At 70.3% G+C, this 24196-nt stretch carries 24 protein-coding genes, 3 tRNA genes and 1 riboswitch; of the genes, 13 read left to right on the top strand and 14 right to left on the bottom strand.

The genetic code is table 11. The features are described from left to right. The first annotated feature begins 22 nt into the window (after positions 1-22). The gene (locus AB0J69_RS17380; RefSeq protein WP_364117949.1) at positions 23-1732 is read left to right on the top strand and encodes a hypothetical protein; all 1710 of its coding nucleotides are present in this window, start codon (positions 23-25) and stop codon (positions 1730-1732) included. Positions 1733-2205: 473 nt separating this feature from the next. Here AB0J69_RS17380 and AB0J69_RS17375 read toward each other — a convergent pair. The 5 genes from AB0J69_RS17375 to AB0J69_RS17355 form a co-directional block, all read right to left on the bottom strand. After that, positions 2206-2278: transfer RNA gene (locus AB0J69_RS17375), tRNA-Glu, on the bottom strand. Positions 2279-2296: 18 nt separating this feature from the next. Beyond that, positions 2297-2372: transfer RNA gene (locus AB0J69_RS17370), tRNA-Glu, on the bottom strand. Positions 2373-2453: 81 nt separating this feature from the next. Continuing rightward, positions 2454-3032, bottom strand: coding sequence for a hypothetical protein (locus AB0J69_RS17365; protein ID WP_364117947.1), 579 nt, complete (start codon positions 3030-3032; stop codon positions 2454-2456). Between the two features lie 302 nt (positions 3033-3334). Further along, on the bottom strand, positions 3335-3949 hold the full coding sequence (locus AB0J69_RS17360) for a response regulator transcription factor (RefSeq protein WP_364117945.1): 615 nt from the start codon (positions 3947-3949) through the stop codon (positions 3335-3337). Between the two features lie 237 nt (positions 3950-4186). Then, a complete protein-coding gene (locus AB0J69_RS17355) occupies positions 4187-5521 on the bottom strand; it encodes a sensor histidine kinase (RefSeq protein WP_364117943.1) in 1335 nt (444 codons plus the stop codon). A 109-nt stretch (positions 5522-5630) separates the two neighbouring features. On the opposite strand from AB0J69_RS17355, the gene AB0J69_RS17350 reads away from it, so the two are divergent. Continuing rightward, positions 5631-6578 carry an alpha/beta fold hydrolase gene (locus tag AB0J69_RS17350; protein WP_364117941.1) on the top strand — a complete coding sequence of 316 codons (948 nt, stop codon included), beginning with the start codon at positions 5631-5633 and terminating at the stop codon, positions 6576-6578. A gap of 38 nt (positions 6579-6616) precedes the next feature. Here the strand turns inward: AB0J69_RS17350 and AB0J69_RS17345 are convergent. Next, positions 6617-6688 (bottom strand) — tRNA-Gln (locus tag AB0J69_RS17345). Positions 6689-6853: 165 nt separating this feature from the next. On the opposite strand from AB0J69_RS17345, the gene AB0J69_RS17340 reads away from it, so the two are divergent. After that, on the top strand, positions 6854-8824 hold the full coding sequence (locus AB0J69_RS17340) for a M3 family metallopeptidase (protein WP_364117940.1): 1971 nt from the start codon (positions 6854-6856) through the stop codon (positions 8822-8824). A gap of 34 nt (positions 8825-8858) precedes the next feature. On the opposite strand, the gene AB0J69_RS17335 is transcribed toward AB0J69_RS17340, so the two are convergent. The 3 genes from AB0J69_RS17335 to AB0J69_RS17325 all read right to left on the bottom strand — a co-directional run bounded on the left by AB0J69_RS17335 (position 8859) and on the right by AB0J69_RS17325 (position 11881). Next, a complete protein-coding gene (locus tag AB0J69_RS17335) occupies positions 8859-9677 on the bottom strand; it encodes an NAD(P)H-binding protein (protein WP_364117938.1) in 819 nt (272 codons plus the stop codon). 61 nt (positions 9678-9738) lie between these two features. Beyond that, a complete protein-coding gene (gltX, locus tag AB0J69_RS17330; RefSeq protein WP_364117936.1) occupies positions 9739-11112 on the bottom strand; it encodes a glutamate--tRNA ligase in 1374 nt (457 codons plus the stop codon). Then, the gene (locus AB0J69_RS17325) at positions 11105-11881 is read right to left on the bottom strand and encodes a fumarylacetoacetate hydrolase family protein (RefSeq protein WP_364117934.1); all 777 of its coding nucleotides are present in this window, start codon (positions 11879-11881) and stop codon (positions 11105-11107) included. Before AB0J69_RS17325 ends, gltX begins: the two co-directional genes overlap by 8 nt. A gap of 219 nt (positions 11882-12100) precedes the next feature. On the opposite strand from AB0J69_RS17325, the gene AB0J69_RS17320 reads away from it, so the two are divergent. The 7 genes from AB0J69_RS17320 (at position 12101) to AB0J69_RS17290 (ending at position 15333) form a co-directional block, all read left to right on the top strand. Then, positions 12101-12568 (top strand): Asp23/Gls24 family envelope stress response protein, encoded by a 468-nt coding sequence (locus AB0J69_RS17320; protein WP_364117932.1) that lies wholly within the window; start codon positions 12101-12103, stop codon positions 12566-12568. 182 nt (positions 12569-12750) lie between these two features. Then, positions 12751-13044: a hypothetical protein gene (locus tag AB0J69_RS17315; protein WP_364117930.1), complete on the top strand. Its 294-nt coding sequence runs from the start codon at positions 12751-12753 to the stop codon at positions 13042-13044. Then, the gene (locus AB0J69_RS17310; protein WP_364117929.1) at positions 13041-13229 is read left to right on the top strand and encodes a hypothetical protein; all 189 of its coding nucleotides are present in this window, start codon (positions 13041-13043) and stop codon (positions 13227-13229) included. The genes AB0J69_RS17315 and AB0J69_RS17310 overlap by 4 nt, the downstream gene beginning before the upstream one ends. Next, a complete protein-coding gene (locus AB0J69_RS17305; RefSeq protein ID WP_364117927.1) occupies positions 13226-13756 on the top strand; it encodes a hypothetical protein in 531 nt (176 codons plus the stop codon). The genes AB0J69_RS17310 and AB0J69_RS17305 overlap by 4 nt, the downstream gene beginning before the upstream one ends. Beyond that, the gene (locus AB0J69_RS17300; RefSeq protein WP_364117925.1) at positions 13753-14388 is read left to right on the top strand and encodes a DUF6286 domain-containing protein; all 636 of its coding nucleotides are present in this window, start codon (positions 13753-13755) and stop codon (positions 14386-14388) included. Before AB0J69_RS17305 ends, AB0J69_RS17300 begins: the two co-directional genes overlap by 4 nt. Beyond that, on the top strand, positions 14385-14972 hold the full coding sequence (locus AB0J69_RS17295) for an alkaline shock response membrane anchor protein AmaP (RefSeq protein WP_364117923.1): 588 nt from the start codon (positions 14385-14387) through the stop codon (positions 14970-14972). The genes AB0J69_RS17300 and AB0J69_RS17295 overlap by 4 nt, the downstream gene beginning before the upstream one ends. A 16-nt stretch (positions 14973-14988) precedes the next feature. Next, positions 14989-15333 carry an antibiotic biosynthesis monooxygenase gene (locus AB0J69_RS17290; protein WP_364117921.1) on the top strand — a complete coding sequence of 115 codons (345 nt, stop codon included), beginning with the start codon at positions 14989-14991 and terminating at the stop codon, positions 15331-15333. 5 nt (positions 15334-15338) lie between these two features. On the opposite strand, the gene AB0J69_RS17285 is transcribed toward AB0J69_RS17290, so the two are convergent. Beyond that, positions 15339-15935, bottom strand: coding sequence for an HD domain-containing protein (locus AB0J69_RS17285; RefSeq protein ID WP_364117919.1), 597 nt, complete (start codon positions 15933-15935; stop codon positions 15339-15341). A gap of 151 nt (positions 15936-16086) precedes the next feature. Here AB0J69_RS17285 and AB0J69_RS17280 point away from each other — a divergent pair, with 151 nt between their 5' ends. Further along, entirely contained in the window at positions 16087-17715 is a 1629-nt protein-coding gene (locus tag AB0J69_RS17280) for a heparinase II/III family protein (protein WP_364117917.1), read from the top strand. Here AB0J69_RS17280 and cimA read toward each other — a convergent pair. Then, positions 17712-19289, bottom strand: a complete 1578-nt coding sequence (gene cimA / locus AB0J69_RS17275) for a citramalate synthase (protein ID WP_364117915.1) — start codon at positions 19287-19289, stop codon at positions 17712-17714. The two genes, AB0J69_RS17280 and cimA, sit on opposite strands and share 4 nt — an antisense overlap. A gap of 222 nt (positions 19290-19511) precedes the next feature. Continuing rightward, positions 19512-20159, bottom strand: coding sequence for a thioredoxin domain-containing protein (locus AB0J69_RS17270; RefSeq protein WP_364117914.1), 648 nt, complete (start codon positions 20157-20159; stop codon positions 19512-19514). A 59-nt stretch (positions 20160-20218) separates the two neighbouring features. Between AB0J69_RS17270 and AB0J69_RS17265 the strand changes: the two genes are divergently transcribed. Further along, on the top strand, positions 20219-20863 hold the full coding sequence (locus AB0J69_RS17265; protein WP_364117912.1) for an O-methyltransferase: 645 nt from the start codon (positions 20219-20221) through the stop codon (positions 20861-20863). Positions 20864-20905: 42 nt separating this feature from the next. On the opposite strand, the gene AB0J69_RS17260 is transcribed toward AB0J69_RS17265, so the two are convergent. Both AB0J69_RS17260 and AB0J69_RS17255 read right to left on the bottom strand, forming a co-directional pair. Next, positions 20906-22003 (bottom strand): branched-chain amino acid aminotransferase, encoded by a 1098-nt coding sequence (locus AB0J69_RS17260; RefSeq protein ID WP_364117910.1) that lies wholly within the window; start codon positions 22001-22003, stop codon positions 20906-20908. A 249-nt stretch (positions 22004-22252) separates the two neighbouring features. Further along, positions 22253-23299 carry a 3-isopropylmalate dehydrogenase gene (locus AB0J69_RS17255; RefSeq protein ID WP_364117908.1) on the bottom strand — a complete coding sequence of 349 codons (1047 nt, stop codon included), beginning with the start codon at positions 23297-23299 and terminating at the stop codon, positions 22253-22255. 99 nt (positions 23300-23398) lie between these two features. Further along, positions 23399-23540: riboswitch (cyclic di-AMP (ydaO/yuaA leader) on the top strand. Between the two features lie 198 nt (positions 23541-23738). On the opposite strand from AB0J69_RS17255, the gene AB0J69_RS17250 reads away from it, so the two are divergent. After that, positions 23739-24143: a C40 family peptidase gene (locus AB0J69_RS17250; RefSeq protein WP_364117906.1), complete on the top strand. Its 405-nt coding sequence runs from the start codon at positions 23739-23741 to the stop codon at positions 24141-24143. Positions 24144-24196: the final 53 nt, after the last annotated feature.

The following is a 24196-nucleotide window of genomic DNA, read 5'->3' as shown; positions in this document are numbered from 1 at the left end:
GCGGGCGCACTAGCCTGAGTGCGTGACAGATCGCATCGAGGTAGCCGCCACTGAGCTGCGACCCCTGCTCGAAGAGTTCATCATGTGGGCGCGTGCGAACGCCCCCGGAAGCGACCCCGAGCTCGTGGGGCCCGCCGCCCTGTGGCACCGTCTCGCCTTCTCGCAGGACCTCGGCACGTGGAAGCGCGCCGACCTGCGTAACCTGCTGCTCGACCGCATGCCCAAGGTCGTGGAGGATCCCGACGCCGCCGCCGACGGGATGCTCCCGGCCGTCGACGCGTACCTGACGTTCCTCTCCCAGACCGGCCGGCTGGCCAACGGCTCGGACTCCCTCGCCGATCTGCAGGCCGAGCTCGACGACGTCGAGGACGAGTTCGTCGATCTCATGGAGGAGTTGCTGGACGACGCTGACGGCGACGAGGAGGAGGACGAGACCGGCGACCTCGGCGATTTCGAGCAGTTCGCCGAGGAGCTGGCCGAGCTCGACACGATCAGGTTGCGCCCCGACTCGGAGCTCGCCGCGGCGGCCCGCCAGGTGCCGCTGGTCGCCAAGGCCCGCGATCTGGCCGTGTGGGTCGGCTCCGGCCGGCGGGTGGGCGAGGACACGCTGCTCACCGACGCCGAGGTGGAGGAGGCGCTGACGGCCACCGGGCTGCCCAGGCCCGAGACCGACGGGCCCGTCTCCGAGGCCGTGCCCCAGCTCTGGAACGTCTGGAACCTGGCCGTCGACCTGGAGTTCCTGGAGCCGGGCGAGGGCGGCACGGTGGCGGTGCAGGACGACACCGCCGAGTGGCCGTTCGACGACGACGAGGACGTGCTCGACGCCTGGATGCTCGGGCTGCACTCGGTCGACTACGGCGACCCGGAGCTGGACGACGACGACCTGACGATGGCCCTGGCGGGCCTGACCCGGGGCCTGCTCGTCCGGCTGCTGCTCGCGGGCGGCTCGCGCGACCTCGCCGAGCTGGCGCAGGAGCTGTCCGAGGCCGCCGCCGACCTCGACGAGCTGGGAGCCGACGCGTGGGAGGCGGCGGGCGACCCGCTGGCGTCCTCGATCGACTGGCTGACCGGCTACGGCATGGTCGAGGTCGAGGACGGCACCATCCGCCTCACCCCGCTCGGCACCGAGGGCGTCGTCCACCTGGTCGACGACGCCGACATCGAGGTCGACGCCCGCCCGGCGATCGAATCCATGAGCGCCCACGAGCTGCTCGCGCTGAGCGCCGAGCTGCCCGAGGACGAGGCCGACGCGGAGTTCGCGGCATGGATGCGGCTGCGGGAGCCGAGCAAGGCCGCCGAGGAGCTGCTGGACGCCGCCGCCGAGGACGAGAGCGACGCGCTGATCAGGGTGCAGGCGGCCAGCGTGGTCGGCACGCTGGGCGAGGCCGCCGTCCCGGCCTGGCAGGCGGCGCTCAAGCAGGCGTCGCTGCGGCCGTACGCGGCGACGCATCTGAGCCAGCTCGGGGTGGAGGGCGCGCCCGAGCCGACGCAGGACGACACGCACTGGCTGATCCTCGACATGTGGACGATCTCGGCGGGGCTGGGGCGCTCGGAGTTCGTGAGCAGCCTGCGGGACATCGGGCCGGACATGGTCAACAGCCTGCTCGAGGTGATCTGGAAGATCCCGCACGCGCATGTGGAGGAGCTGCTCGACCTGATCTCGCAGGTGCACCCGGACAAGCAGGTGGCCAAGGCCGCCCGCCGAGCCCTGTTCAAGGCCCGCTCGATGTGACACGCCCGCGCGGCGGCGCATTGGCTCGCTTGGGTGTTTTGAAGCGCTTTAGGTGCTTTGAAGCGCTTGGGCGCGTTGGATCGCCGGGTCTGGCGCGGGAGTCGGGGCGCCGGATGTGGGACGCCCCCGCCGTTCGTGGCGGGGGCGTCCAGCTTTTACGCTGGCGGCGGGCGACCCCACCCGCCGCACATGGCCGGGCCCCGTCCAGGGAAACGCTCCTCCGGTTCACGGGGCCGGGCGCCGTTACGTGCGCATCGCCGGCCGACGACGTGAGAGTCGGGAACCAGCGAGAAACGAGAGCGCTGTTACCCGATGGGCGACACGAGGGCCGACTACAGGCGGGAAAACCGGAGATTCGGCAACCACCGGAAAACCCGGAAAATCAGCACCCGGCGAGCAACGGAAGTCCCAGCACCCGCGGAAAAGCAAAACGCTCCGGGGCGCTGAGCGCTCCGGAGCGGCAGTTGCAGACGTAGTCCCGACCGGATTCGAACCGGCGCTACCGCCTTGAGAGGGCGGCGTCCTGGGCCACTAGACGACGGGACCTTCACACGCTTGTGACAGTGGTAGTCCCGACCGGATTCGAACCGGCGCTACCGCCTTGAGAGGGCGGCGTCCTGGGCCACTAGACGACGGGACCCTGTCCACAAGCTGGTGTGCCGGGCCTCCCCGGCAACGCAGGTAACTCTACCGCACCCGGAAGACCACACCAAACCGCTTATCAGCCCACCAGATCGGCTCTGTAGCGACGTACCCAGTCCCCCATCGGCCCGCGTTCCCAGAGCGGATCGAACTCCCCGAGCGGGATCGCCACCTCCGGCCTGCCGGTGGCGGGGTCCACGGGCACGCGGGCCATGCGGTTGCGCATCCAGCCGGGGATCCGGGGCGGCACCGTACGCTCGCCCCAGCCGATGAGGCCCACGGAGCGCGACGGCTGAACGCGCGCCCGCACCCCACCCGGCCGGCCGAGGCGGCGGGGGTTGGCGAGCTGGGTGTCCACGACGTCGACCCTGGTGATGTCGGGCCAGCGGAGGCGGACGCGGAAGCCGTACGAGTCGGTCAGCTCGACACCGTCGGCGGAGAAGCGGATGACGGTGCCCGAGGCCAGGCGGCGGTGCTTGGCGGCCAGAACGGCCACCAGGACGCCGGTGGCCAGCGCACCGAGGACGGCGCCCAGCGGGGTGCTACCGGTGAAGATGGCGCCCAGGAGGAGGCAGACGGCGAAGAACAGGACGAGCGGGGCGAGGAACGGGGCGAGGAAGCGCGGGAAGCTGCCCGCGCGAATACGGAATTCAGCCATAAGTGCGGCGGGACTCTACCCGATACCCCGGCCCTCAGGCAGGGGCGCACCCCCAGGCGAGCGGCATCCGACAGGCGACCAGCCTCAAGCTCCCAGCCTCAGGCGGGCGACCTCAAGCGGAGGGCGACCTCAACCGGCGGGCGATCTCAACCGGCGGGCGATCTCAGCCACGCGGCATCCGACGGGCGACCCCCTCAGGCGGGCGACCTCAAGACCGGTGGAGCCAACTGCTGGAGCCAGCGGGCGGACTCGGGTGAGCAGGCTCGGCTGGCAATCCCAGGTGGCCGGGCGGAAGGCTGGGGTCAGTCGGTGAGGAGGCCGCGGCGGTAGGCCTCGCCGACGGCGGCGGCGCGGTCGCGGACGTCGAGTTTGGTGTAGATGTGCAGCAGATGTGTCTTGATGCTGGCCTCGCTGATGAACAGGCTGGCCGCCGCCTCCTTGTTCGTGGCTCCTCCGGCCACCAGGCGCAGCACCTCCAGCTCGCGCTTGCTCAGCCTGCCCCTGGCGGGCCTGCGCAGGTGGTCGGCCAGGCGGCCGGCTACGGCGGGGGCGAGGACGGTCTCGCCGCGGTGGGTGGCGCGCACGGCGCTGACCAGTTCCTCCGGCCGGGCGTCCTTGAGCAGGTAGCCGCTGGCGCCCGCTTCGAGCGCGGGCAGGACGTCGGTGTCGAACGTGGTCAGCACCAGCACTCGCGGGCCGGTGCCGCTGAGCCGGCGGATGGCGCTCACCCCGTCCAGGCCGGGCATGCGCAGGTCCATGAGGACGATGTCGGGGGTGAGCTCGGCGGCCAGGCGCACGGCTTCCTCCCCGTCGGCCGCCTCTCCGACGACCTCGATGTCCGGCTCGCCGTCGAGGGCCGCGCGCAGGCCGTCGCGCACGATCGGGTGATCGTCGGCTATCAGGAGCCGTAGTGGCATCGAGCCTTCCCCTCTGAACGAACCTTCCGCCTCTGAGCGGGCCTCCTCGTCAGGACCGGGCCCTCCTCTTTGCGCGGGTCTTCCCCTCGGGCGAACCCCCGGGCCGGTCTCCGCCTTGGGCGAGTCCCCCTCGGGCGGGTCCCCTTCCGAGCGGGTCTTCCCTTCGGACGGGCGTCCCTCTGCACTCCTCAGGACGGGTGTCCCTCTGAACGGACGTCCCCTCAGAACGGGATCGTCTCATTCCTCGTCGTCCACGGGGATCGCGGGTACGGCGGCGGCGATGGTGGTGCCGTGGCCCGGCTCGGACTCGATCTCCAGGGTGCCGCCGACGCTGCGGAGTCGTCGGCGCATGCCGTCCAGGCCGAAGCCGTCAGCGGGCTCCTGCGGGGCGAAGCCGGCTCCGTCATCCCGAATGTCGAGAAGGAGGTCTTCGTCCGTGTACGACAGGGTGAGCGCCGTCCTGGTGGCTCTGGCGTGCTTGGCGACGTTGGCCAGTGCCTCCTGGGCCACGCGGAAGAGGGCGGTCTCCACGTCGGCGGACAGGGCGACCGGGGTGCCGGTGATCTCGAGCCGGAGTTCCACGCCGGCCGCCTCGGCCCACGATCGGGCCATGTGGCCGATCGCCTCCGGCAGTCTGGCGTCCTCCAGCGGCCGGGGGCGCAGCGCGCGTACGGATCGGCGGGTCTCGGCCAGGCCGCGGCGGGCCAGTTCGGCGGCGCGGTCGAGGTGGCCGCGGCGGGACTCGTCCCGGGTGGCGCGGCCGGCGGCGTCGAGTTGGCCGATCAGCGCCACGAGGTCCTGCGCGACCGTGTCGTGGATCTCGCCGGCCACGCGGTGCCGCTCGTCGAGTACGCCCGCGCGCCTGGCCTGGTCGAGGAGCCTGGCGTTGAGGTCGGCGTTCTCGTCCATGGCGGTGCGCAGCCGCTGGACCAGGCGGCGGCGCTTGTCGTGCTCGGCGGAGACGTACCAGCCGGCCACGATCAGCGGCAGGGCGACACCGGCGATCACGGTGAGCAGGGCCGTGCGGTCTCCGGGGGCGGACTGGGCGGCCACGTTGACGATGGCGGTGACCGTCACGCCGGCCATGACCAGCCGGGCGGGGAGCATGGCGATGGCGAGCGGGTAGCCGACCGAGGCGAACACGATGAAGGCCGCGTTCTCGGCGGTCAGGGCGCCGGCGAGGGCGATGAGGACGAGGTAGTGGGCCACGACCAGCACGCTTCGGGTGTCGCGGCGTGGGTGGAGCCAGACGATCGGGGCCAGCCATAGGGTGGCGGCCGCGGCGAATACGGGCCAGGGCAGGCCGGTGATCAGCGAAACGATCCCCGCAACGGGTCCCGCCTCATGCCCCGTGCCGGGTCCCGTGGCGGGTCCCGTGGCGGGTTGCGAAGTAGGCCCGGTGGCGGGTCCCGTGGTGGGGCCGGTCAGCCAGGTGATGATCGGGTCGGCCAGGCTGCGCAGCGCGGCGGGGCCGCCCCCGTCGATGAGGGCGGCGGCGATCGAGGAGACCGCGAGCAGGGCGTAGGCGAGTCCCAGGAAGGCCCAGCGTTCGCGGCCGTCGAGCCGGCTCATGGGGTCCAGCCTGGCACGGCATCCACCGATCGGTTGATGTCCGGTGTCAACCGCTTCTCCGTCCGGGCGGGCGATGTGGGGCGACCCCGGGCTCGGCGAGCATCGAGGCATGAACGAACTGACCCGCAGAACCGCCTTCCAACTCGCCGCCGCCGGAGCCGCCGGCACAGTCACCGCAGGCGGAGTCGCCGGTGCCGCCACGGCCGCCGCCAAGCGGAAGGACGTGACCACGTTCGTCTTCGTGACCGGCTCGAACGGCGTGGCCACCGGGGACTCGGAGCTGTCGCTGCGCGGCCACCGCACCGTGGGCGTGAGCCTGCCGGGGCACGGCCCCGAGGAGCAACTCCACCGGGCCTACCAGGCGCCGCAGGACCTGGCGAAGCTCGCCGCGCTCCCCTCCCCGATGGCCGGGGTGACGCTGGACGACTACGTGGAGGCCACGGTGGACGTCGTGCGCCGGGTCTCCCGGTACGGCCCGGTCATCCTCGTGGGCGGCAGCCTGGGCGGCTCGACGATCACCAAGGCGGCCGACGAGGTGCCCGACCTGATCGACCGCCTGGTCTACGTGGGCGCCTACTGCTGCACGAAGCTGAGCTCGCCGGCCGCGTACCTGGAGACGCCGGAGGGCAGGACGAGCCTCGGGAGCGCCATCCTGCCGGGTGTCGTCGGCGATCCGAGGGTGCTCAGGGCGATCCGGATCAACTGGCGTACCAACGACAAGAAGTTCCTGGACGCCGCCAAGGCGGCGTTCATGGCAGAGGGGACCGACGGGGAGTTTCTCGCGATGCTCAACTCGTCGCTGCCGGACGAGAGCCTGCAGGTCTCCAGCGCGGACGCCCGGGGCCGCAAGGACGCCTGGGGTCGGGTGCGGCGGGTGTACGTCAGGCAGACGCTGGACCGGGTGATCCCGCCGGCCCTGCAGGATCGCATGATCAGGGAGGCGGACGAGGCGACGCCGGAGAACAGGTTCAAGGTCTTCACGGTGGAGGGCCCGCACGCGCCGACCCCCAGGACCTATCGGCAGATCACCGAAATCCTCGACCGGCTGGCGAAATGAAAAAACGGACGCCTCCATGAGGAGACATCCGTTCAATGCTGGGGTACCAGGACTCGAACCTAGACTAACTGAACCAGAATCAGTCGTGCTGCCAATTACACCATACCCCACCGTTGCGAGCTCCTCGCGGAGCGCGCTTGGCGACGTCCGAAAGAATAGCCCAGCTCGGGGGGTAAGACCAAAACGATTGCCCAACCCGCCCTCCGCCGCGTCAGGGAGGCACTCGGTCGTGCCAAGCTGAAGGGGACAAAACACCACGTGGAGGAGCCCGAGCGTTGGCCGAGAATCCGTTCTTCGCACCAAGCGACCTGCCGTACGAGCTGCCCCCCTTCGCGGACGTCCGCGAAGAGCACTACCTGCCGGCGTTCCAGCGCGGCATGGCCGAGCAGCTGGCCGAGGTCGACGCGATCGCGAGCGGCACGGAGCCGCCGACGTTCGCCAACACGATCGCCGCACTGGAGCGATCCGGCCGGATCCTCGACCGCACGGCCACGGTCTTCTTCAGCATCGCCGCGTCCGACTCGACCGACGGCATCATGGAGATCGAGAAGGAGATCTCACCCCAGCTGACCCGGCACAGCGACGCGATCCGGCTGAACCGGGCGCTGTGGGCCCGGATCAAACAGGTGACCACCGAGGACGCCGAGGAGTCGTGGCTGCTGGAGAAGTACCGCGACGACTTCATCAGGGCCGGCGCCGACCTGTCCGAGCCGGAGCAGGAGCGGCTGCGCGCGCTCAACGAGGAGCTGTCGAAGCTCTCCACCGAGTTCGCGCAGAGCCTGCTGAAGGCGTCCACCGAGTCGGCGCTGGTGGTGACGGACCCGAAGGAGCTCGACGGCTTCGACGAGGCCAAGATCGAGTCGCTGCGCAAGGACGACGGCACGTACGTCCTGCCGCTGCTGAACTACACCGCCCAGCCGGGCCTGGCCCAGCTGACCGACCGTGACGTGCGCCGCCGGCTGTACGAGCTGAGCGTCGGCCGGGCGCCCGGCAACTTCGACCTGGCGGCCAGAATGGCGATGCTGCGGGCCGAGCGGGCGGCGCTGCTCGGGTTCCCCAGCCACGCGGCCTACTCGGTGGCCGACCAGACGGCCAAGACCGTCGAGGCGGTCGAGGAGATGCTCGGCCAGCTCGTCGGCCCCGCCGTGCGCAACGCCGAGAAGGAGGCCGAGGCGCTGGCGGAGCAGGCCGGGTTCGCGATCGAGCCGTGGGACTGGTCCTACTACTCCGAGAAGGTGCGCCAGGCCCGCTACGAGTTCGACGGCTCCGCGATGCGGCCGTACTTCGAGCTGAACCGGGTCTACCGCGACGGCGTGTTCTTCGCGGCCACCAAGCTGTACGGGATCACCTTCGCCGAGCGGCCCGACCTGGGCGGCTACCACCCCGACGTGACCGTGTTCGAGGTGTTCGACGAGGACGGGAGCCGGCTGGGGCTGTTCGTGCTCGACCCGTACGCCAGGGACACCAAGCGCGGCGGGGCGTGGATGAACAACCTGGTCGACCAGTCGTTCCTGTTCGGGCTGCGGCCGGTGGTGATGAACAACCTCAACGTCACCAAGCCGGCCTCCGGGCCGACGCTGCTGACGTACGACGAGGTGAACACGGCCTTCCACGAGTTCGGCCACGCGCTGCACGGGCTGTTCTCGCAGGTGCGCTACCCGCGCGTGTCGGGCACCAGCGTGCCGCGCGACTTCGTCGAGTACCCGTCGCAGGTCAACGAGATGTGGGTGACCTGGCCGGAGATCCTGGCCAACTACGCCAAGCACCACGAGACGGGCGAGCCGATGCCCGCCGAGCTGGTGGAGAAGCTGCAGGCGGCCGAGAAGTTCAACCAGGGCTTCCAGACCGTCGAATACCTGGCCGCGACGCTGCTCGACTGGGCCTGGCACAAGCTGGCCCCAGGAGAGACCGTGGCCGACCCCGAGGCGTTCGAGGCGACCGCTCTCGAGGCCGCCCGGATCGCCTTCCCGCTGGTCAGGCCGCGCTACCGGACCAACTACTTCGCGCACATCTTCTCCGGCGGCTACAGCGCCGGCTACTACTCCTACATCTGGAGCGAGGTGCTCGACGCGGAGAGCGTGGAGTGGTTCAAGGAGAACGGCGGGCTCACCAGGGAGAACGGCGACCACTTCCGCCGTGAGCTGCTCTCCCGAGGCGGCAGCATCGACCCGCTGACGGCCTTCCGCAACTTCCGGGGGCGTGAGGCGAGCATCCAGCCGCTGCTCGCCCGCCGCGGCCTCATCTGAATCCTGTACGGCCTCAGCTGGTCCTTCAGCGGCCTCAGCTGAACCGGTCGACGTGTTCGGCGGCCCACTGCGCGAAAGTGCGCGGTGGCCGCCCCGTCACCTGCTCGACCGTGGGCGTGACCCGGTAGGCGTCCGCGGGCACGTTGCCGAAGACGTCGATCTGGAACTCGATCATCTCCTCCGGCACGCCCTGCGCGCGGTAGCGCTCGCGCATCTCGTCCACGGTGAGCTCGACGAAGGCGATCTCGCGGCCGATCGCCTCGGACAGGATCCTGACCTTGGCCGGCACGTCGAGCAGCTCGGGGCCGGTGAGGCCGTAGGAGTGGCCGCGGTGGCCGTCCTCGGTGAGGGCGGTGGCGACGACGGCGCCGATGTCGGCCTCGTGCACCATCGCGGTCCTGGTGGCGCCGAAGGGCTCCTCGACCACACCCCGCGTACGCACCGGCTCGGCCCAGGCCAGGGCGTTGGCCATGAACTCGGTCGGCTGCACGTACGTCCAGTCGAGGTCGCTCCCGATCACGGCCGGCTCCAGCGTGCCCGCCGACCAGCCGCTGAGCAGCGTCACCTTGCGCACGCCCGCGTCCCGGACCAGCTCGACGATCTCCCGGCCGTTCTGGAGCGGCGCGTACGCGGAGTCGGCGACGTCGATCAGGTGCACGCCCGTGACGCCCCGGAGGGCGGGGACGAGGGTGTCGGTACGGGCGAGGTCACCCCGGACGACCTCGACCTCCCGGGGCAGCCGGGCCCTGCCGGGATCCCGGGTCAGGGCGCGTACCCGGTGGCCCGCCCGCAGGAGGTGGGCGACGACGTGCCTGCCTACGGAGCCGGTGGCTCCCGTCACCAAGTAAGTCATGACGGTGACGTTAGGAGCCATCGCGGAACGTCCGGTTCCGCGATGGCTCGGCGATCGAAAGTCAGCCGCGCAGGCGGGCCAGGGCGGCGCGCAGGCGGTCCTGGGCCCGCTCGCGGCCCAGCACCTCGATCGACTCGAACAGCGGCAGGCCGACCGTCCGGCCGGTGATCGCCACCCGCACCGGGGCCTGGGCCTTGCCGAGCTTGAGCCCGTGGGCCGTGCCGACCTCCTCCAGCGCCTCCTTGAGCGACTCCGGGTCCCAGCTCACGGCCTCGATGCGCTCGAGGTAGCCGGAGAGGATCTCCTCCGGGGCGTTCTTCATCGCCTTGTCCCAGGACGCCTGGTCGAAGACCGGCTCGTCCAGGAAGAGGAAGTCGACGTTCTGCCGGATCTCCGACAGCACCGCGATGCGGGTCTGGGCCAGCGCCGCGACCTTGCTGAACAGCTCGTGGTCCCAGGAGGGGTCGAGGTAGGGGGTGCAGCGCTCCTCGAACGTCTCCAGCGGCAGCGCCCGGATGTATTCGCCGTTGAACGCGCGCAGCTTCTTCTCGTCGAAGAACGCGTTGGACGGGTTGACGTCCTCCAGCCTGAACAGCGGCACCATCTCCGACCACGGCAGGATCTCGCGGTCCTCGCCGGGGCCCCAGCCGAGCAGCATGAGGTAGTTGACCATGGCCTCGGGCAGGTAGCCCTCCGCGCGGTAGTCCTCCAGCGCCACCTTGTCGCGGCGCTTGGACAGCTTCTTGCGCTGCTCGTTGACGATCACCGGCAGGTGCGCCCAGACCGGCGGGGTCGCGCCCAGCGCGGGCCAGAGCAGCTCCTGCCTGGCGGCGTTGGGCAGGTGCTCCTCGCCGCGGGCCACGTGGGTGATGCCCTGGGTGATGTCGTCGACGGCGTTGGCCAGCACGTAGAGGGGCGAGCCGTCGCTGCGCGCGATGACGAAGTCCTCCTGCGCGTTGTTGGGGAACTCCACCCGGCCGCGCACGAGGTCCTCGACCACCGTGACGCCCTCGTCGGGCGTGCGGAAGCGGACGGCGCCCGCGCTCAGCCCGCGCTCGCGGCAGTGACCGTCGTAGCCCTTGTCCTTCGAGCCGGTGCGCTCCTGGACCTGCTCGCGGGTGCAGTCGCAGTAGTAGGCCTTGCCGTCGGCCAGCAGCTTGGCCACGGCCTCGCGGTGCTGCGGCTCATAGGCCGACTGGAAGTAGGGGCCCTCGAACACCGGGTTGGTGCCGTTGATGCCGATCCAGTCGAGCGCCGAGATGATGCCCTCGGTCCACTCGGGCCGGTTGCGGGTGGCATCGGTGTCCTCGATGCGCAGGATGAACCGTCCCTTGGACTGCTCGGCCACAGCCCAGTTGAACAGCGCGGCGCGGGCGCTGCCCACGTGGAACATGCCGGTTGGAGACGGGGCGAACCGCACCCGTACGTCAGTCACGGGAGACCACCTTGTTCGTGAGTGTGCCGATGCCTTCGATGCCGACGCTGACCTCGTCGCCGATCTCGAGCGGGCCCACGCCCGCCGGGGTGCCGGTCAGGATGACGTCGCCGGGGATCAGCGTCATGACCGCGCTGACGTGGGCGACCAGCGCGGGGATGTCGTGGATGAGCTGGCTCGTGCGTCCGCTCTGCCGGATCTCGCCGTTGACCGTGGTCGTCAGCGCCAGGTCGCTCGCGTCGAGATCGGTCTGGATCCACGGCCCCAGCGGGCAGAACGTGTCGAACCCCTTGGCCCGGGTGAACTGCACGTCCTTCTTCTGCAGGTCGCGCGCCGTGACGTCGTTGGCGCACGTGTAGCCGAAGATGACGTCCTTGACCCGCTCGACCGGCACCTCCCGGCAGAGCCTGCCGATCACCACGGCCAGCTCCCCCTCGTAGTCGACGCGGTCGGACAGCGACGTGGGGTAGGCGATGTTCTCGCCGTGGCCGATCACCGTGGTGGACGGCTTCATGAAGATGAGCGGCTCCTCGGGCACCTCGTTGCCCAGCTCGGCCGCGTGCTCGGCGTAGTTTCTGCCGATGGCGATCACCTTGCTCGGCAACATCGGGGCCAGCAGCTTCACCTGGGACAGCGGGAACCGCTCGCCCGTGAACTGCACCTGGCCGAACGGGTGACCGGAGACCGTGGAGATGAACTCCTCGCCGGGGCCGCCCTCGACCACGCCGAACGAGACGCCTTCGCCTGTGGAGAACCTCGCTATACGCACCCGACAAGGCTATCGCCGCCGCCGGAACGGTCCGCCCACCTCTGGCACCCCCTGCCCCGGACAAGTCAGGAACCGTCCATTAATGAACCTAGAGTCCGTTTTGTTGGGCTTCAGTCGTTTAGCAGCGGTTATCTGCCTTCTAGTGAGACATCTAGGGGGTGACGGATCGTGTCGGACACGATGTCTAATCGGCCCACGGGAGCCGGTGCGACGGGAACCGTGCCACGGGCCAGGACCCAGGAGGGCGTCGGCTCGGCGACCTCGCTGGTCACGGACAAGGGCACCACGAGCATCGACGACGGGGTCGTCGCCAAGATCGCCGGGCTGGCGGCCCGGGAGGTGTCCGGCGTGTACGCCATGGGCGCGGGCGCGGCGCGGGCGCTCGGCAGCATGCGCGGCATCGTCGGCGGGGACCCGAGCGTCTCCCAGGGCGTGACGGTCGAGGTGGGCGAGCGGCAGGCCGCCGTCGACCTCGATCTGGTGGCCGAGTACGGGACCGCGATCCCGGACCTGGCCGCCGCCGTACGGAAGAACGTGATCGGGGCGGTCGAGCGGATGTGCGGCCTTGAGGTGACCGAGGTCAACATCCGGGTGGACGACGTCCACCTGCCCGACCAGGACCGGGACAGAGACAGGGGGCACGACGGGCAGAGGACGGACGCGGGGCAGGAGCCCCGGGTCCAATGACAGGCGGCCCGGCCGACGCCGGCGCCCCACCCGGCGCCGGGGGGCCGTCCCATGTCGGGGGGCCATCCCACACAGGCGGGCCGTCCCACACTGGCGGGCCCTCCCACACAGGCGGGCAGGCCCACGCCGGAGGGGCGTCCCGCGCTGGGGGGCGGTCGCGCGCCGGTGGGCCGGCCGGGGCCGTGGGTGAGGCGCGGCTGATCGCCGAGCGGGCGCGGGGGTGTCCGGGGGTGGCCGGGCTGTCCGGCGGGCCGTTCGGGACGGTGGCCACGTACCTGCCGGGCGAACGGCTCACGGGCGTGTCCGTGGACGAGCGCGAGGTGGAGATCGCCATCGTCGCGACGCTGGCCCGCCCGCTGCCGGAGACCGCCGAGGGCGTCCGGCGGGCCGTGGCGGACCTGGCCGGGGACCGCCCGGTGAACGTGCGCATCGACGACATCATCGACGGCGCCATCGACATCGTGGAGGGATCATGAACAACATCCAGTGGACGCCGCTGATCGGGATGGCCGTCGGCATCGTGCTCGGGCTGGTCGGGGCGTTCGGCGGGCTGGGCCCGTTCCTGCTCGTCCTCGTGCTCGGCGCGATCGGCTTCCTGGTCGGACGCATCGCCGAGACCGGCGAGGTCAACCTGTCGGGCCTGTCCGTGAGGCGGAAATGACCGCCCTGTCCACGGTTCCCGCGCAGCGCCCCGCTCCCCTGCCGGCTCCCGAGGGACGCGGGCGCACCGAGGTCGCCGACCGGGTGGTCACGAAGATCGCCTGCTGTGCCGCCAGGGAGGTGCCCGAGGTGCGTGAGGTGAACCTGCGCGGGCTGCCGTGGGCGCCCGCGTCGAGCGGCGAGGTGCACGGCGGGCAGGCCGTGGTCCGGCTCAACGTACGCGTGGCCTACCCGGCGCCGCTGCGCGCGGTGGCGGGGCGGCTCAGGGAGCACGTGATGCGGCGCGTCGCCCTCCAGACCGGCCTGCGCGTCACCCGCCTGGACATCACCATGACCGACCTGGACGTCACCACGTCCGGCCAAGGCGTCGTCCCCACCGGCCCGGACCGCACCCCGGTCGATCAAGGCGCGACCGATCGAGGCGCGACCGATCGAGGCACCGCCGATCGAGGCGCCGCTGCCGATCTGGACAGCGCCGCGGCCGGCCGGGGTGTCGTCGTGAGCGATCCCGGCCGGGAGTTGCCATGAGCGCGCAGGAGGTGTGCGCGGTGCCGCCTGAGCCGTCGGGCGCGCATCGGGCCGTGGTCGAGCCACCGCGTTCGAGGGCCGCCGACCGGGCCGCGATGCGGGCGTTCCGGCCGCAGCGGAGGACGCCGGCGATCATCGTCGCCGCCCTGCTCGCGCTGCTCGGCCTGCTCGTGGCCGCCGAGACGATCTCGGCGCTGGCCGGCCGGCCGCTGCGCTGGATCCCGTACGACGCCCTGCTGTCCTGGGCCTCCTCGACGCTGTGGTCGGACCCGCTGGCCCTGCTGGGCTCGCTGGTGGTGACGCTGGTGGGGCTGGCCCTGCTGCTGACCGCGCTGGTGCCGGGGCGGCCGAGCATGGTGCCGGTACGCAGCGGCGACCCGGACCTGATCATCGGCCTGCGCCCGAAGAGCGTCACCCGGGCCCTGGCGCACGCGGCCGAGGAGGTGCCCGGCGTGCGCTCGGCACGGGCCACCATGCGCGGCCACACGGTCGCCGTCACGCCCACCACGTACGGGCACGACCCCGACGGGTTCGGCCACGACGTACGCGGTGCCGTGCTGGCCCGGCTGGCCGGGCTGGACCTCGTGGAGCCGTACCGGGTGGCGGTGAACGTGAAGGAGCGGACGCGATGAACAGGAAGACGGGCCGGGGCAACCGGTGGGGGCTGGCCCTGGTCGGCCTGGTGCTGACGCTCCTGGGAGGCTCCGCCCTGGCCCGCGGGCTGGGCGCGTTCCCGCAGGACTGGGCCGCCGCGCGGACCACAGTTGTGGACGGCAACGTGGTGGGGTTCTTCGCCCGCAACAGCCCCTGGATCTGGTGGCTGGCGGCCCTGGTGTCGCTGGTCGTCGCGCTGCTGGCGCTGCGCTGGCTGTTCGTGCAGGGGCGCAGGCAGACGCGCAGGACGCTGCGCGTCGAGGACGGCCCGACCGGCGTCACGGAGGTGTCGGCGGGCGGCATGGCGCAGGCGGTGGCCGCCGACGTGGAGTCGAGCCCCGCCGTGCTGAGCGCCGACGCGAACCTGGTGGGCCCGCAAACCCGCCCCGAGGTACGGCTGCGCGTGGTCGCCGACGAGTCGGTGCCGATCGGCGAGCTCAGCCGGCACCTGTCCACGGTGGCGCTGCCGCACATGCGGGACGCGCTGGACCGGGATCAGGTCCCGGCGGTGGCCCGCGTTAGCCTGGAGCCCGCACCTTCACCGCACCGAGCCGTGCGCTGACGAGAGGGGTCCTCTGTTGTCCGTCGTGAAGATCAACGTGCTGACCGTGCCCGCCGGGATGCGCGAGGAGCTCGAGAAGCGCTTCTCCAACCGGGCCGGGATGGTCGAGTCGGCCGACGGGTTCGAGTGGTTCGAGCTGCTGCGCCCGGTGGAGGGCACCGAGCGCTACCTCGTCTACACGCGCTGGCGCAGCGAGGCGGACTTCCAGAAGTGGCAGGAGGGCGAGGCCTTCCGGCGCGGCCATGCGCAGGCCGCCCAGGCCGCCGGCGCGCAGGGTCACGGGCACGGGCAGGGGCCCGCGGCGACGGGCTCGGAGGTGTGGACCTTCGAGGTCGCCGAGAGCACCGGCCCGAAGGAGTAGCGGCCTCAGCCGTCGAGCGGGTTGCGCAGGATGCGGTCGACGATGCCGTCGCGTACGAACGCGGCCGCGAAACTCGACTCCTTGCGCGCGCCCTGGTCGGCGATGCACACGCTGAACTCCTTGACGATGTCCAGCCGCGGATAGCGCTCCAGCACCTCCTCCCGCACGAGGGCGGGGAGCTCGTCGGTGCGGCGGCCGGAGATGTCCATGCCGGTCGAGAGCTCCAGCAGGTGGCCTTCGGGGTCCTCCTCCAGGGGGACCTCCTCCCACATGTGCCTGATGATCACCTCGCAGGCGCGTGACCGCCGCTCGGGCGACCAGCCGGCCCCGGCGCAGAACGCCCAGGCCACGTGCCCCCCGGCCTCCTCGTAGGGCACCGTGTGGCTGTCGAACTCGGGCACCAGCCCGATGTCGTGCAGCATGGCCGACACGTACAGCAGCTCCGCGTCGAACGCGATGCCGTTGTCCTGCGCGTACGCCACCGCCCACAGGTAGGCGCGGATCGAGTGGTTGAGCAGCGAAGGCGTGTGGTAGCGGGTGGCCACTTCGAGCGCGCCCCGGCAGGCGGGCGTGTCGGGGATCACCAGGTCGTCGAATCTCACGAGTACCAGCATGTCGCGGCGGGCACGCCCTCGCCAGCCGGGGTGCGGCACAGCATCGGGCGGCTAACGAATCGGGAACTCAACTTGACCAGTTGATCGCGATTCCGAAAGCATGTCCCGCCCTCGTCTTTTTGTCCCGGAAGGAACTGGCGTGCGCCGGCTTGCGATTCCTCTTGCCCTCACGCTCGCACTCGGCGCTTTCGTGAGCCCCGCGCAGGCCGACAAGGTGGCCCGCACCGCGGAGTGCCAGGGCGACTGGCTGCCCGGCACGCCGACGGCCGAGGACGTCATGAAAGGCGAGATCTCGCTGGTGGGGCTGCCGGCGTACAAGTTGGGCAAAGACATCAACTGGGCTGCGAGCCCGTACAAGAACCGGTCGTGGGAGTTCGTGTTCCAGTCGCTGCGCTGGATGGGCACGCTCGTCGTCGAGTACGAGAACACCGGCGAGCGCCGCTACCTCGACCGCGCCGCCGAGATCGCCAAGGACTGGGTGGCCGGCAACAAGTACGGCGCCCGCGGCACGCAGCCGTACGTCTGGAAGGACCACCCGGTCTCGCTGCGCACGCAACCGCTGCTCTGCCTGAGCAGGCACGTGAACGAGGGCTGGCTCAAGGACAGCCTGGCCGTGCACGCCAAGCTCCTCTCGGACGCCCGCCTGTACAAGAAGGGCCACAACCACGGCATCGACCAGGACATCGCGCTCATGGGCATCGGCTGCCGGTACGGCCGCAAGGACTGGGCTAACCTGGCCTCCAGCCGGTTGACCGGCACGGTGAAGCTGGACGTGGACGCGCAGGGCGCGCTGATGGAGCAGGCCCCCCGCTACGCCGTCTACGTGTACGGCCGGCTCCAGGTCGCCATGACCAACATGAAGGCGTGCGATCGCAAGGTGCCCGGTGAGATCGCCGAGCGCGCCGAGGCCCTCAAGGACTTCATCGCCCACTCGACCATGCCCAACGGCTACATGGTGCCCATCGGCGACGGCAGCGCCGAGACCGAGCCGAAGATGGACACGGGCACGCCGAAGGAGGAGGTCAAGGCCTACCGGGCCGGGTACGTCTTCGGGCGCACCGCGTGGGGCAAGCCCGAGTCGGCCTACTACTCGATCAGGTTCGGGCCGGGCATGAAGTTCCACGGTCACGAGGACCACCTGGGCGTGACGTACTACGCGCAGGGGCGCGACATCCTGGTGGACGGCGGGTTCCACTCCTACGAGAAGAGCTCCTACCGCTACTGGACGCTCTCGCCCGAGGCGCACAACGTGCCGACCGTGGTGGGGGCCACGTTCAGGCCGCGCACGGCCAGCAAGCTCGTCGAGACCGACTACGGCAAGGGTCGGCAGGCGTTCAAGGTGACCGACAAGGCGTACGGGGTGAGCCGTACCAGGTCGGTGCTGGTGAACCACGGCGAGGACCTGATGGCGGTGCTGGACACGGCGTCGGGCGGCAAGAAGGTCCGGAACGTGTGGCGGTTCGCCCCGTCGCTCAAGGTCGTCTCCAAGGGCGGCGGCAAGGTGGTCCTGGCGGACGGGAAGTTCAAGGTCACGCTGCTGCAGCTCGCGTCGTGCGACCGGGCCGGCGGGCAGAAGGTGGAGCGGGGCGGCAAGCTGGGCTGGGTGTCGCCGACGTACCTGTCGAAGCAGGCGACCAACGTGGTGGTGTCCCCGGCGGCGAAGTCGCTGCTGACGATCATCGTGCCGGGGACGGACTCGCCCAAGGTGTCGTGCTCGGGCGGGAAGGTCACGGTGGACGGCGTGACGTTCTCCGCCGGGCTGATCTAGCCGCAGTCTCGGCCGGCGCGGAGCAGGCCGTACGTGACCGCCTGCTCCAGGGCCTGCCACGACGCGTCGATGATGTTCTCCGCGACCCCGACCGTGGCCCACTCCGTGGTCTCGTCGCTGGAGGTGATGAGGACCCTGGTGATGGCGTCGGTGCCGTGCGTGCCCTCGAGTATGCGGACCTTGTAGTCCACCAGCTCCAGCTTCGCCAGCTCGGGGTAGAGCTTCTCCAGCGCCAGGCGTACGGCCTTGTCCAGGGCGTTCACCGGCCCGTTGCCCTCGCCGGTGGCGACGATGCGCTCACCCTTGGCGTGCAGCTTGACCGTGGCCTCGCTGACCAGCTCGCCGCCCTTCGTGCGCTCCACGATGACGCGCCAGGACTCGACCTCGAAGTGGCGCCTGCGCTCGCCCTCAACGGTGTCGCGCAGCAGCAGCTCGAAGGAGGCGTCGGCGGCCTCGAACGTGAAGCCCCTGGACTCCAGGTCCTTGACCCGCTCCACCAGCGTCTTGGTGTGCTCGGGGGTCAGCTCGTAACCCAGCTCGCGGCCCTTGAGCTCCACCGACGCGCGGCCCGCCATGTCGGAGACCAGCATGCGCATGTCATTGCCCACCCGGGCGGGGTCGATGTGCTGGTAGAGGTTGGGGTCGACCTTGATGGCGCTGGCGTGCAGGCCGGCCTTGTGGGCGAAGGCGGACATGCCGACGTAGGGGGCGTGGGAGTTGGGGGTGACGTTGGTGACCTCGGTGATCGCGTGGGCGATGCGGGTCATGTCGGCCAGCGCGTCCTGGGGCACGAGGTCGAAGCCGCGCTTGAGCTGCAGGTTCGCCACGACCGTGAAGAGGTTGGCGTTGCCCGAGCGCTCGCCGTAGCCGTTGGCGCAGCCCTGTACGTGCGTGGCGCCCGCCTTGACGGCGGCCAGCGTGTTGGCCACGGCGCAGCCCGTGTCGTCGTGGCAGTGGATGCCGACCCGGGCGCTGGTGCGTACGGCGTCGAGGACGATCTCGGCCAGCTCGTCGGGGAGCATGCCGCCGTTCGTGTCGCACAAGGCGATGACGTCGGCCCCGGCTTCCGCCGCGGTCCTGAGGACCTCCAGCGCGTAGGCTGGGTTGGACTTGTAACCGTCGAAGAAGTGCTCGGCGTCGAGGAAGACTCGCTGTCCCTCCGCACGAAGGTGGGAGACCGTGTCGCGGATCATCGCGAGGTTCTCCTGGAGAGTCGTGCGGAGGGCCAGCTCCACGTGCCGGTCGTGACTCTTGGCGACAAGGGTCACGACCGGCGCGCCGGATTCGCGCAACGCGGCTACCAATGGGTCGTCGGCTGCCTTGACACCTGCCCGGCGGGTCGCGCCGAACGCGGCTAGTTGCGCGTGCTTCAGATCGAGCTCTGTTCGAGCTCGTCTGAAGAACTCTGTGTCCTTGGGGTTGGCGCCCGGCCAGCCCCCTTCGATGAAGCCGACGCCCAGGCTGTCCAGGTGACGCGCGACGGCGAGCTTGTCGGCGACCGTGAGGTTGAGGCCCTCTTGTTGTGCGCCGTCACGCAGCGTCGTGTCGTATACGTGGAAGCGGTCGTCGGCCATGAGTCTCTCTTCTCTCTGGAAGAAGGTTTGTGGTGTCCGGGAAAACAAAAAGACCCCTCACGGACGTGAGAGGTCTGCGCGCTGGCGGTGTCCCTGTGTCAGCCAGCGCGCCTGCCGATAATGAGCAGACCGTAGAACATGGTGCCGCCCAGTCTGCCACATGAATTCACCATTCGGCACACCGGTCTCACGTCCTGGGACACCGCACGTCACACCTGGGCCTCAGACCTGGACCCCGTCGCCTCCCGTGATGGCCTGCTCGAGCGCCACCGGGTCGAACGCCTCGTTGCCCAGCAACTGCCCGTCGAGCAGCACGGTCGGCGTGCCCTCCAACCGGATCTTGGCCGTCTCCGCCACGTGCGCCTTCGCGTACGACTGCGACGTCACGCACGAGTCCACCGAGGCCCCGGCCTTCCTGGCGGCCCTGGCCAGCTCCTCGACGGTGAACCCGGAGGCCTCGCCGTGCGGCGCGGGCTGCATGGCGTACACCTCGTCCCTGAACGCCAGCCAGTTCGCCTCCGGGACGCAGCGGGCGGCCGCCGCGGCGCGGATGGAGTTGGAGCGCATGGGCTCGTCCTGGAAGATCGTCACGGTGTGGAAGACGACCTTCACCTTTCCCTCCCGCGCCAGCTTCTGGATCGTGCCGTCCACCTTGGCATGCATGTCCTTGCAAATGGGACAGTCGAAGTCCTCGAACACGTCCAGCACGGGAGCCTCGCTCGCCAGGTCGGCCAGGATCATCGAACCGTCCGCCTGCCGGGTCAGCGTCACCCCCTCGGACGACACACCGGTCCCCGAGAAGAACGACAGCGCCCCGAGCACGACGATCGCCACGAACGCCGCCGCCACCGCCATCAACCGCTTCATCATCAGCCCACTCTCACCTCGTCGATCGCGCAGACCCTATCCGAAGGGGAAACAATGGCCGCATGAAGGCATACCTCCTTGACCCTGCCGTAGCGAGATACGTGTTCGAGCACACCACTCCGCCCGACCCTCTGCTGGAGGAGCTGGAGAAGGAGACGGCCGAGATCGCGGGCGAGAACGCGGCCATGCAGATCTCCCCCGACCAGGGCCGATTCCTCACCATGATCACGCAGCTCATGGCGCCCCAGGTGGTCGTGGAGGTGGGCACGTTCACCGGATACTCGTCCGTGTGCATCGCCCGCGGGCTGTCCGGCGGCACCCTGCACTGCTTCGACATCAGCGAGCGGTGGACGTCCGTGGCCCGCCGCTACTGGCACGAGGCGGGGGTGGCCGACCGGGTGACGCTCACGATCGGGCCCGCCAAGGAGACGCTCGCCACCTTCGACCAGACGGTCGACCTGGCCTTCCTCGACGCCGACAAGGGCAACTACCCCGCCTACTACGAGCTGCTGATGGACCGGCTGCGGCCGGGCGGGCTGCTGCTGGCGGACAACACGCTGCGCCGGGGCTGGGTGGCCGACCCGGCGCACGAGGAGACCACGACGGTCGAGATACGGCAGTTCAACGACCTGGTGATCGCGGATCCCCGGGTGAGCGTGCTGATGCTGCCCGTGGCCGACGGGATGACGATGATCAGGAAGAACTAGCGCGGGCCCTCGGGGCGGGCCCGCCGCCCCGGGGGAACACGATCAGACGATCTTGTGGACCCAGTTGTGGGCGTCGGGGCGGGCGCCGTACTGGATGCCCACCAGCTCCTCGCGCACCCGCATCGTGACCGGGCCGGGCGTGCCGTCGGCGACGGTCCAGGAGCGGTCGGCGCCCTTCACCACGCCCACCGGCGTCACCACGGCGGCCGTGCCGCACGCGAACACCTCCGTGAGCTCGCCCGACTCGCACGCGGACTGCCACTCGTCCACCGAGATGAGGCGCTCCTCGGTCTCCAGGCCCAGGTCGCCGGCCAGCTCCAGGATGGAGTCCCTGGTGATGCCGGGCAGCAGCGTGCCGGTGAGCTCCGGGGTGACGAGCTTGTTGCCGAAGACGAAGAACAGGTTCATCCCGCCCATCTCCTCGACGTACTTGTGCTCGCCCGCGTCCAGCCACACCACCTGGTCGCAGCCGTTCTCCACCGCCTGCCGCTGCGCGACGAACGCCGCGGCGTAGTTGCCGCCGCACTTGGCGAAGCCGGTGCCGCCCGGGGCGGCCCGCGTGTACTCGGTGGACAGCCAGACGGAGACGGGCTTGATCCCGCCGGTGAAGTAGGAGGCCGCCGGCGAGGCGATGACCATGTACTTGTACGTCTTCGACGGGTAGTTGACCCCGAGCCCCGCCTGGGTGGCGATCATGAAGGGGCGCAGGTAGAGGCTGTGACCCTCGGTGGTGGGCACCCACTCCTTGTCGGTCTCGACGAGGAGTTCCAGCGAGTCGACGAACGTCTCCTCGGGCAGCTCGGGCATGGCCATGCGCAGGGCCGAGCGGTTGAAGCGGGAGGCGTTCGCGTACGGTCGGAACGTCACGATCGAGCCGCTGATCTGGCGGTAGGCCTTCAGGCCCTCGAACAGCTCCTGCGCGTAGTGGAAGACCGAGGTTGCCGGGTCGAGCGAGAGCGGCCCGTACGGCATGAGCCTGGCGTCGTGCCAGCCCTGCCCCTCGGTGTAGTCGATCGAGATCATGTGATCCGTGAAGGTCTGCCCGAAACCGGGGTTCGCCAGTACCTGCTCCCGCTCGGCCGCGGTGCGAGCGTGGTCGGATAGCTGCACGTCGAAGCTGAGCTTCTGAGCGATGGTCATGACGGAGGTCCTTCTCTCTGCGATCTACCGAAATCTACCGGAATCTGCCCACTGTCTGCGGATCTGCGAGCCGGTGGCGGTGAGCAGCCGTGGCCGGGAGGGCAGTCCGTACTTCCTATTGTCTCGCCATATGGGATGGCAAGCGGCCAATGGGGGTGATAAGCCCATTCCACGGCCGGAACGCGGACGCGAAAAAGCGCCTGGCGAGTCCTCTCGGACCGCCAGGCGCTTCTTCGGGGCTAGGCGGTCCTAGCCGGATACTCGCGCGGTGATGTCGTCGCCGATCTCGGTCGTGGTGCGGCCGGCCCAGCCGGCGAGGCGCTCCACGATGTCGTCGGCGACCGCCTGCTCGACCTTGGCCGCCTCGGCGTGCAGGCCCAGGTGGTCGAGGAGCATGGCGACGGACAGGATGGTCGCGGTGGGGTCGGCCTTGCCCTGGCCGGCGATGTCGGGCGCGCTGCCGTGGACCGGCTCGAACATGCTGGGCGTGGTCCGCTCAGGGTTGATGTTGCCGCTGGCGGCCAGGCCGATGCCGCCCGCGACGGCCGCGCCGAGGTCGGTGATGATGTCGCCGAACAGGTTGTCGGTGACGACCACGTCGAAGCGCTCCGGCTGGGTGACGAAGAACATCGAGGCCGCGTCGATGTGGCTGTAGTCGGTGGTGACCTCGGGGTATTCCTCGGCCACCCGGTTGACCGTGCGCTGCCACAGGTCACCGGCGTAGGTGAGGACGTTGGTCTTGTGGACGAGGGTCAGCTTTCTGCGCGGCCGCGACTTGGCCTTCTCGAACGCGTAACGCACCACGCGCTCGACACCGTGGGCGGTGTTGAGCGACTCCTGGGTGGCGATCTCGTGCGGCGTGCCGCGCCGCATGGTGCCACCGGTGCCCGCGTAGAGGCCCTCGGTGCCCTCGCGGACGACGATCATGTCGATGTCCTCGGCGGGCGTGTCGGCCAGCGGGGTCTCGACGCCGGGGAACAGCTTGACCGGCCGCAGGTTGACGTAGTGGTCGAACTCGAACCGGAGCCGCAGCAGCAGGTCGCGCTCGAGGATGCCCGGCGGCACGCTGGGGTCGCCGATGGCGCCGAGCAGGATCGCGTCGTAGCCGCGCAGCTCGTCGAGCACCGCGTCCGGCAGCGTCTCGCCGGTGCGGTGATAGCGTGCGGCGCCCAGGTCGTAGTGCGTGGGCTCGATCTTCGTGCCTACGGCCTCCAGGACCTTGAGTCCTTCGGTTACGACCTCGGTGCCGATGCCATCCCCGGGGATGACGGCCAAGCGGATGTTACGCGACTCCATGGGCGGTACCTTACCGGCTCGTCTCGTCTGACGAACACATCATCTCATTTTTCGGACGTCCAGTTTTGAGCCATTTGCGACCTTTTGACCGTTTCGTTAGAGTCCGTCGGGCCTAATCCACGCAGCCGCTGCGTGGAGCCGGGGACCCAACTTTCCCCCAGGGGCGAATCGGCACCGCCGTAGGGCCGTCTTCCAGGCCCGAGCCCGTCAGCTAACCCGGTCGGCCGCATGGAAGGACAGTGTTCTGTCTCGCATCGCCATTGCCCTGGCGGCCGGTGTCGCCGGGCTCATCCTGGCCACCCCAGCCGCCCAGGCCGCCACCGACGAGGCCCGGGCCACCACGGACAAAGACACCACCACCCTGACCGGCGCCGAGATCAAGCGCATCCAGGAGGCGCAGGCCCCCACGCCCGCCTGGAAGGTCGCCCTCGACTACGCCATGGACAAACGCGGCACCCCGTACGTATGGGGCGGGACCAGCAGGAGCGGGTACGACTGCTCCGGGCTCATGCTCAGGTCCTACGAAGCCGCGGGCATCGAACTGCCGCGCACCGCCCGCGAACAGTACGGGGCATTTTCCAGGAAAATCGCATGGAACGATCTAAAGCCAGGTGACCTGGTGTTCTTCAGCAACCTGGGTCACGTGGGAATGATCTCGAAGCCCGGCTACATGGTGCATGCGCCGCGCACGGGCGACGTCGTGAAGGAGGAGAAGCTCTCGACCTGGCGCAGACAGGCGTTCGTGGGAGCGGTCCGGCCGGATCCCAAGGGCGTGCGCCAGTGGACCGAGGTGCTGAAGCAGCGCCGGTCCTCCGCCCCGGCCACGCTCACCGCCACCCTCTGAGAAGCCGAGAGCGGCCCCGCGAGCCCGGGGCCGCTCTCTTTCAGGTCGCCTCA

The organism is Nonomuraea sp. NPDC049709, assembly GCF_040674815.1.
GTDB lineage: Bacteria > Actinomycetota > Actinomycetes > Streptosporangiales > Streptosporangiaceae > Nonomuraea.
This window is presented reverse-complemented; position numbering and strand designations above follow the sequence as displayed.

Excerpts from the sequence above, each read along its gene's own strand:
- AB0J69_RS17365 (WP_364117947.1), bottom strand. The coding sequence starts at position 3,032 with ATGGCTGAATTCCGTATTCGCGCGGGCAGCTTCCCGCGCTTCCTCGCC.
- AB0J69_RS17360 (WP_364117945.1), bottom strand. The coding sequence starts at position 3,949 with ATGCCACTACGGCTCCTGATAGCCGACGATCACCCGATCGTGCGCGAC.
- AB0J69_RS17355 (WP_364117943.1), bottom strand. The coding sequence starts at position 5,521 with ATGAGCCGGCTCGACGGCCGCGAACGCTGGGCCTTCCTGGGACTCGCC.
- AB0J69_RS17350 (WP_364117941.1), top strand. The coding sequence starts at position 5,631 with ATGAACGAACTGACCCGCAGAACCGCCTTCCAACTCGCCGCCGCCGGA.
- AB0J69_RS17335 (WP_364117938.1), bottom strand. The coding sequence starts at position 9,677 with ATGACTTACTTGGTGACGGGAGCCACCGGCTCCGTAGGCAGGCACGTC.
- AB0J69_RS17310 (WP_364117929.1), top strand. The coding sequence starts at position 13,041 with ATGAACAACATCCAGTGGACGCCGCTGATCGGGATGGCCGTCGGCATC.
- AB0J69_RS17305 (WP_364117927.1), top strand. The coding sequence starts at position 13,226 with ATGACCGCCCTGTCCACGGTTCCCGCGCAGCGCCCCGCTCCCCTGCCG.
- AB0J69_RS17300 (WP_364117925.1), top strand. The coding sequence starts at position 13,753 with ATGAGCGCGCAGGAGGTGTGCGCGGTGCCGCCTGAGCCGTCGGGCGCG.
- AB0J69_RS17295 (WP_364117923.1), top strand. The coding sequence starts at position 14,385 with ATGAACAGGAAGACGGGCCGGGGCAACCGGTGGGGGCTGGCCCTGGTC.
- cimA (WP_364117915.1), bottom strand. The coding sequence starts at position 19,289 with ATGGCCGACGACCGCTTCCACGTATACGACACGACGCTGCGTGACGGC.
- AB0J69_RS17270 (WP_364117914.1), bottom strand. The coding sequence starts at position 20,159 with ATGATGAAGCGGTTGATGGCGGTGGCGGCGGCGTTCGTGGCGATCGTC.
- AB0J69_RS17265 (WP_364117912.1), top strand. The coding sequence starts at position 20,219 with ATGAAGGCATACCTCCTTGACCCTGCCGTAGCGAGATACGTGTTCGAG.
- AB0J69_RS17260 (WP_364117910.1), bottom strand. The coding sequence starts at position 22,003 with ATGACCATCGCTCAGAAGCTCAGCTTCGACGTGCAGCTATCCGACCAC.
- AB0J69_RS17255 (WP_364117908.1), bottom strand. The coding sequence starts at position 23,299 with ATGGAGTCGCGTAACATCCGCTTGGCCGTCATCCCCGGGGATGGCATC.
- AB0J69_RS17250 (WP_364117906.1), top strand. The coding sequence starts at position 23,739 with ATGGACAAACGCGGCACCCCGTACGTATGGGGCGGGACCAGCAGGAGC.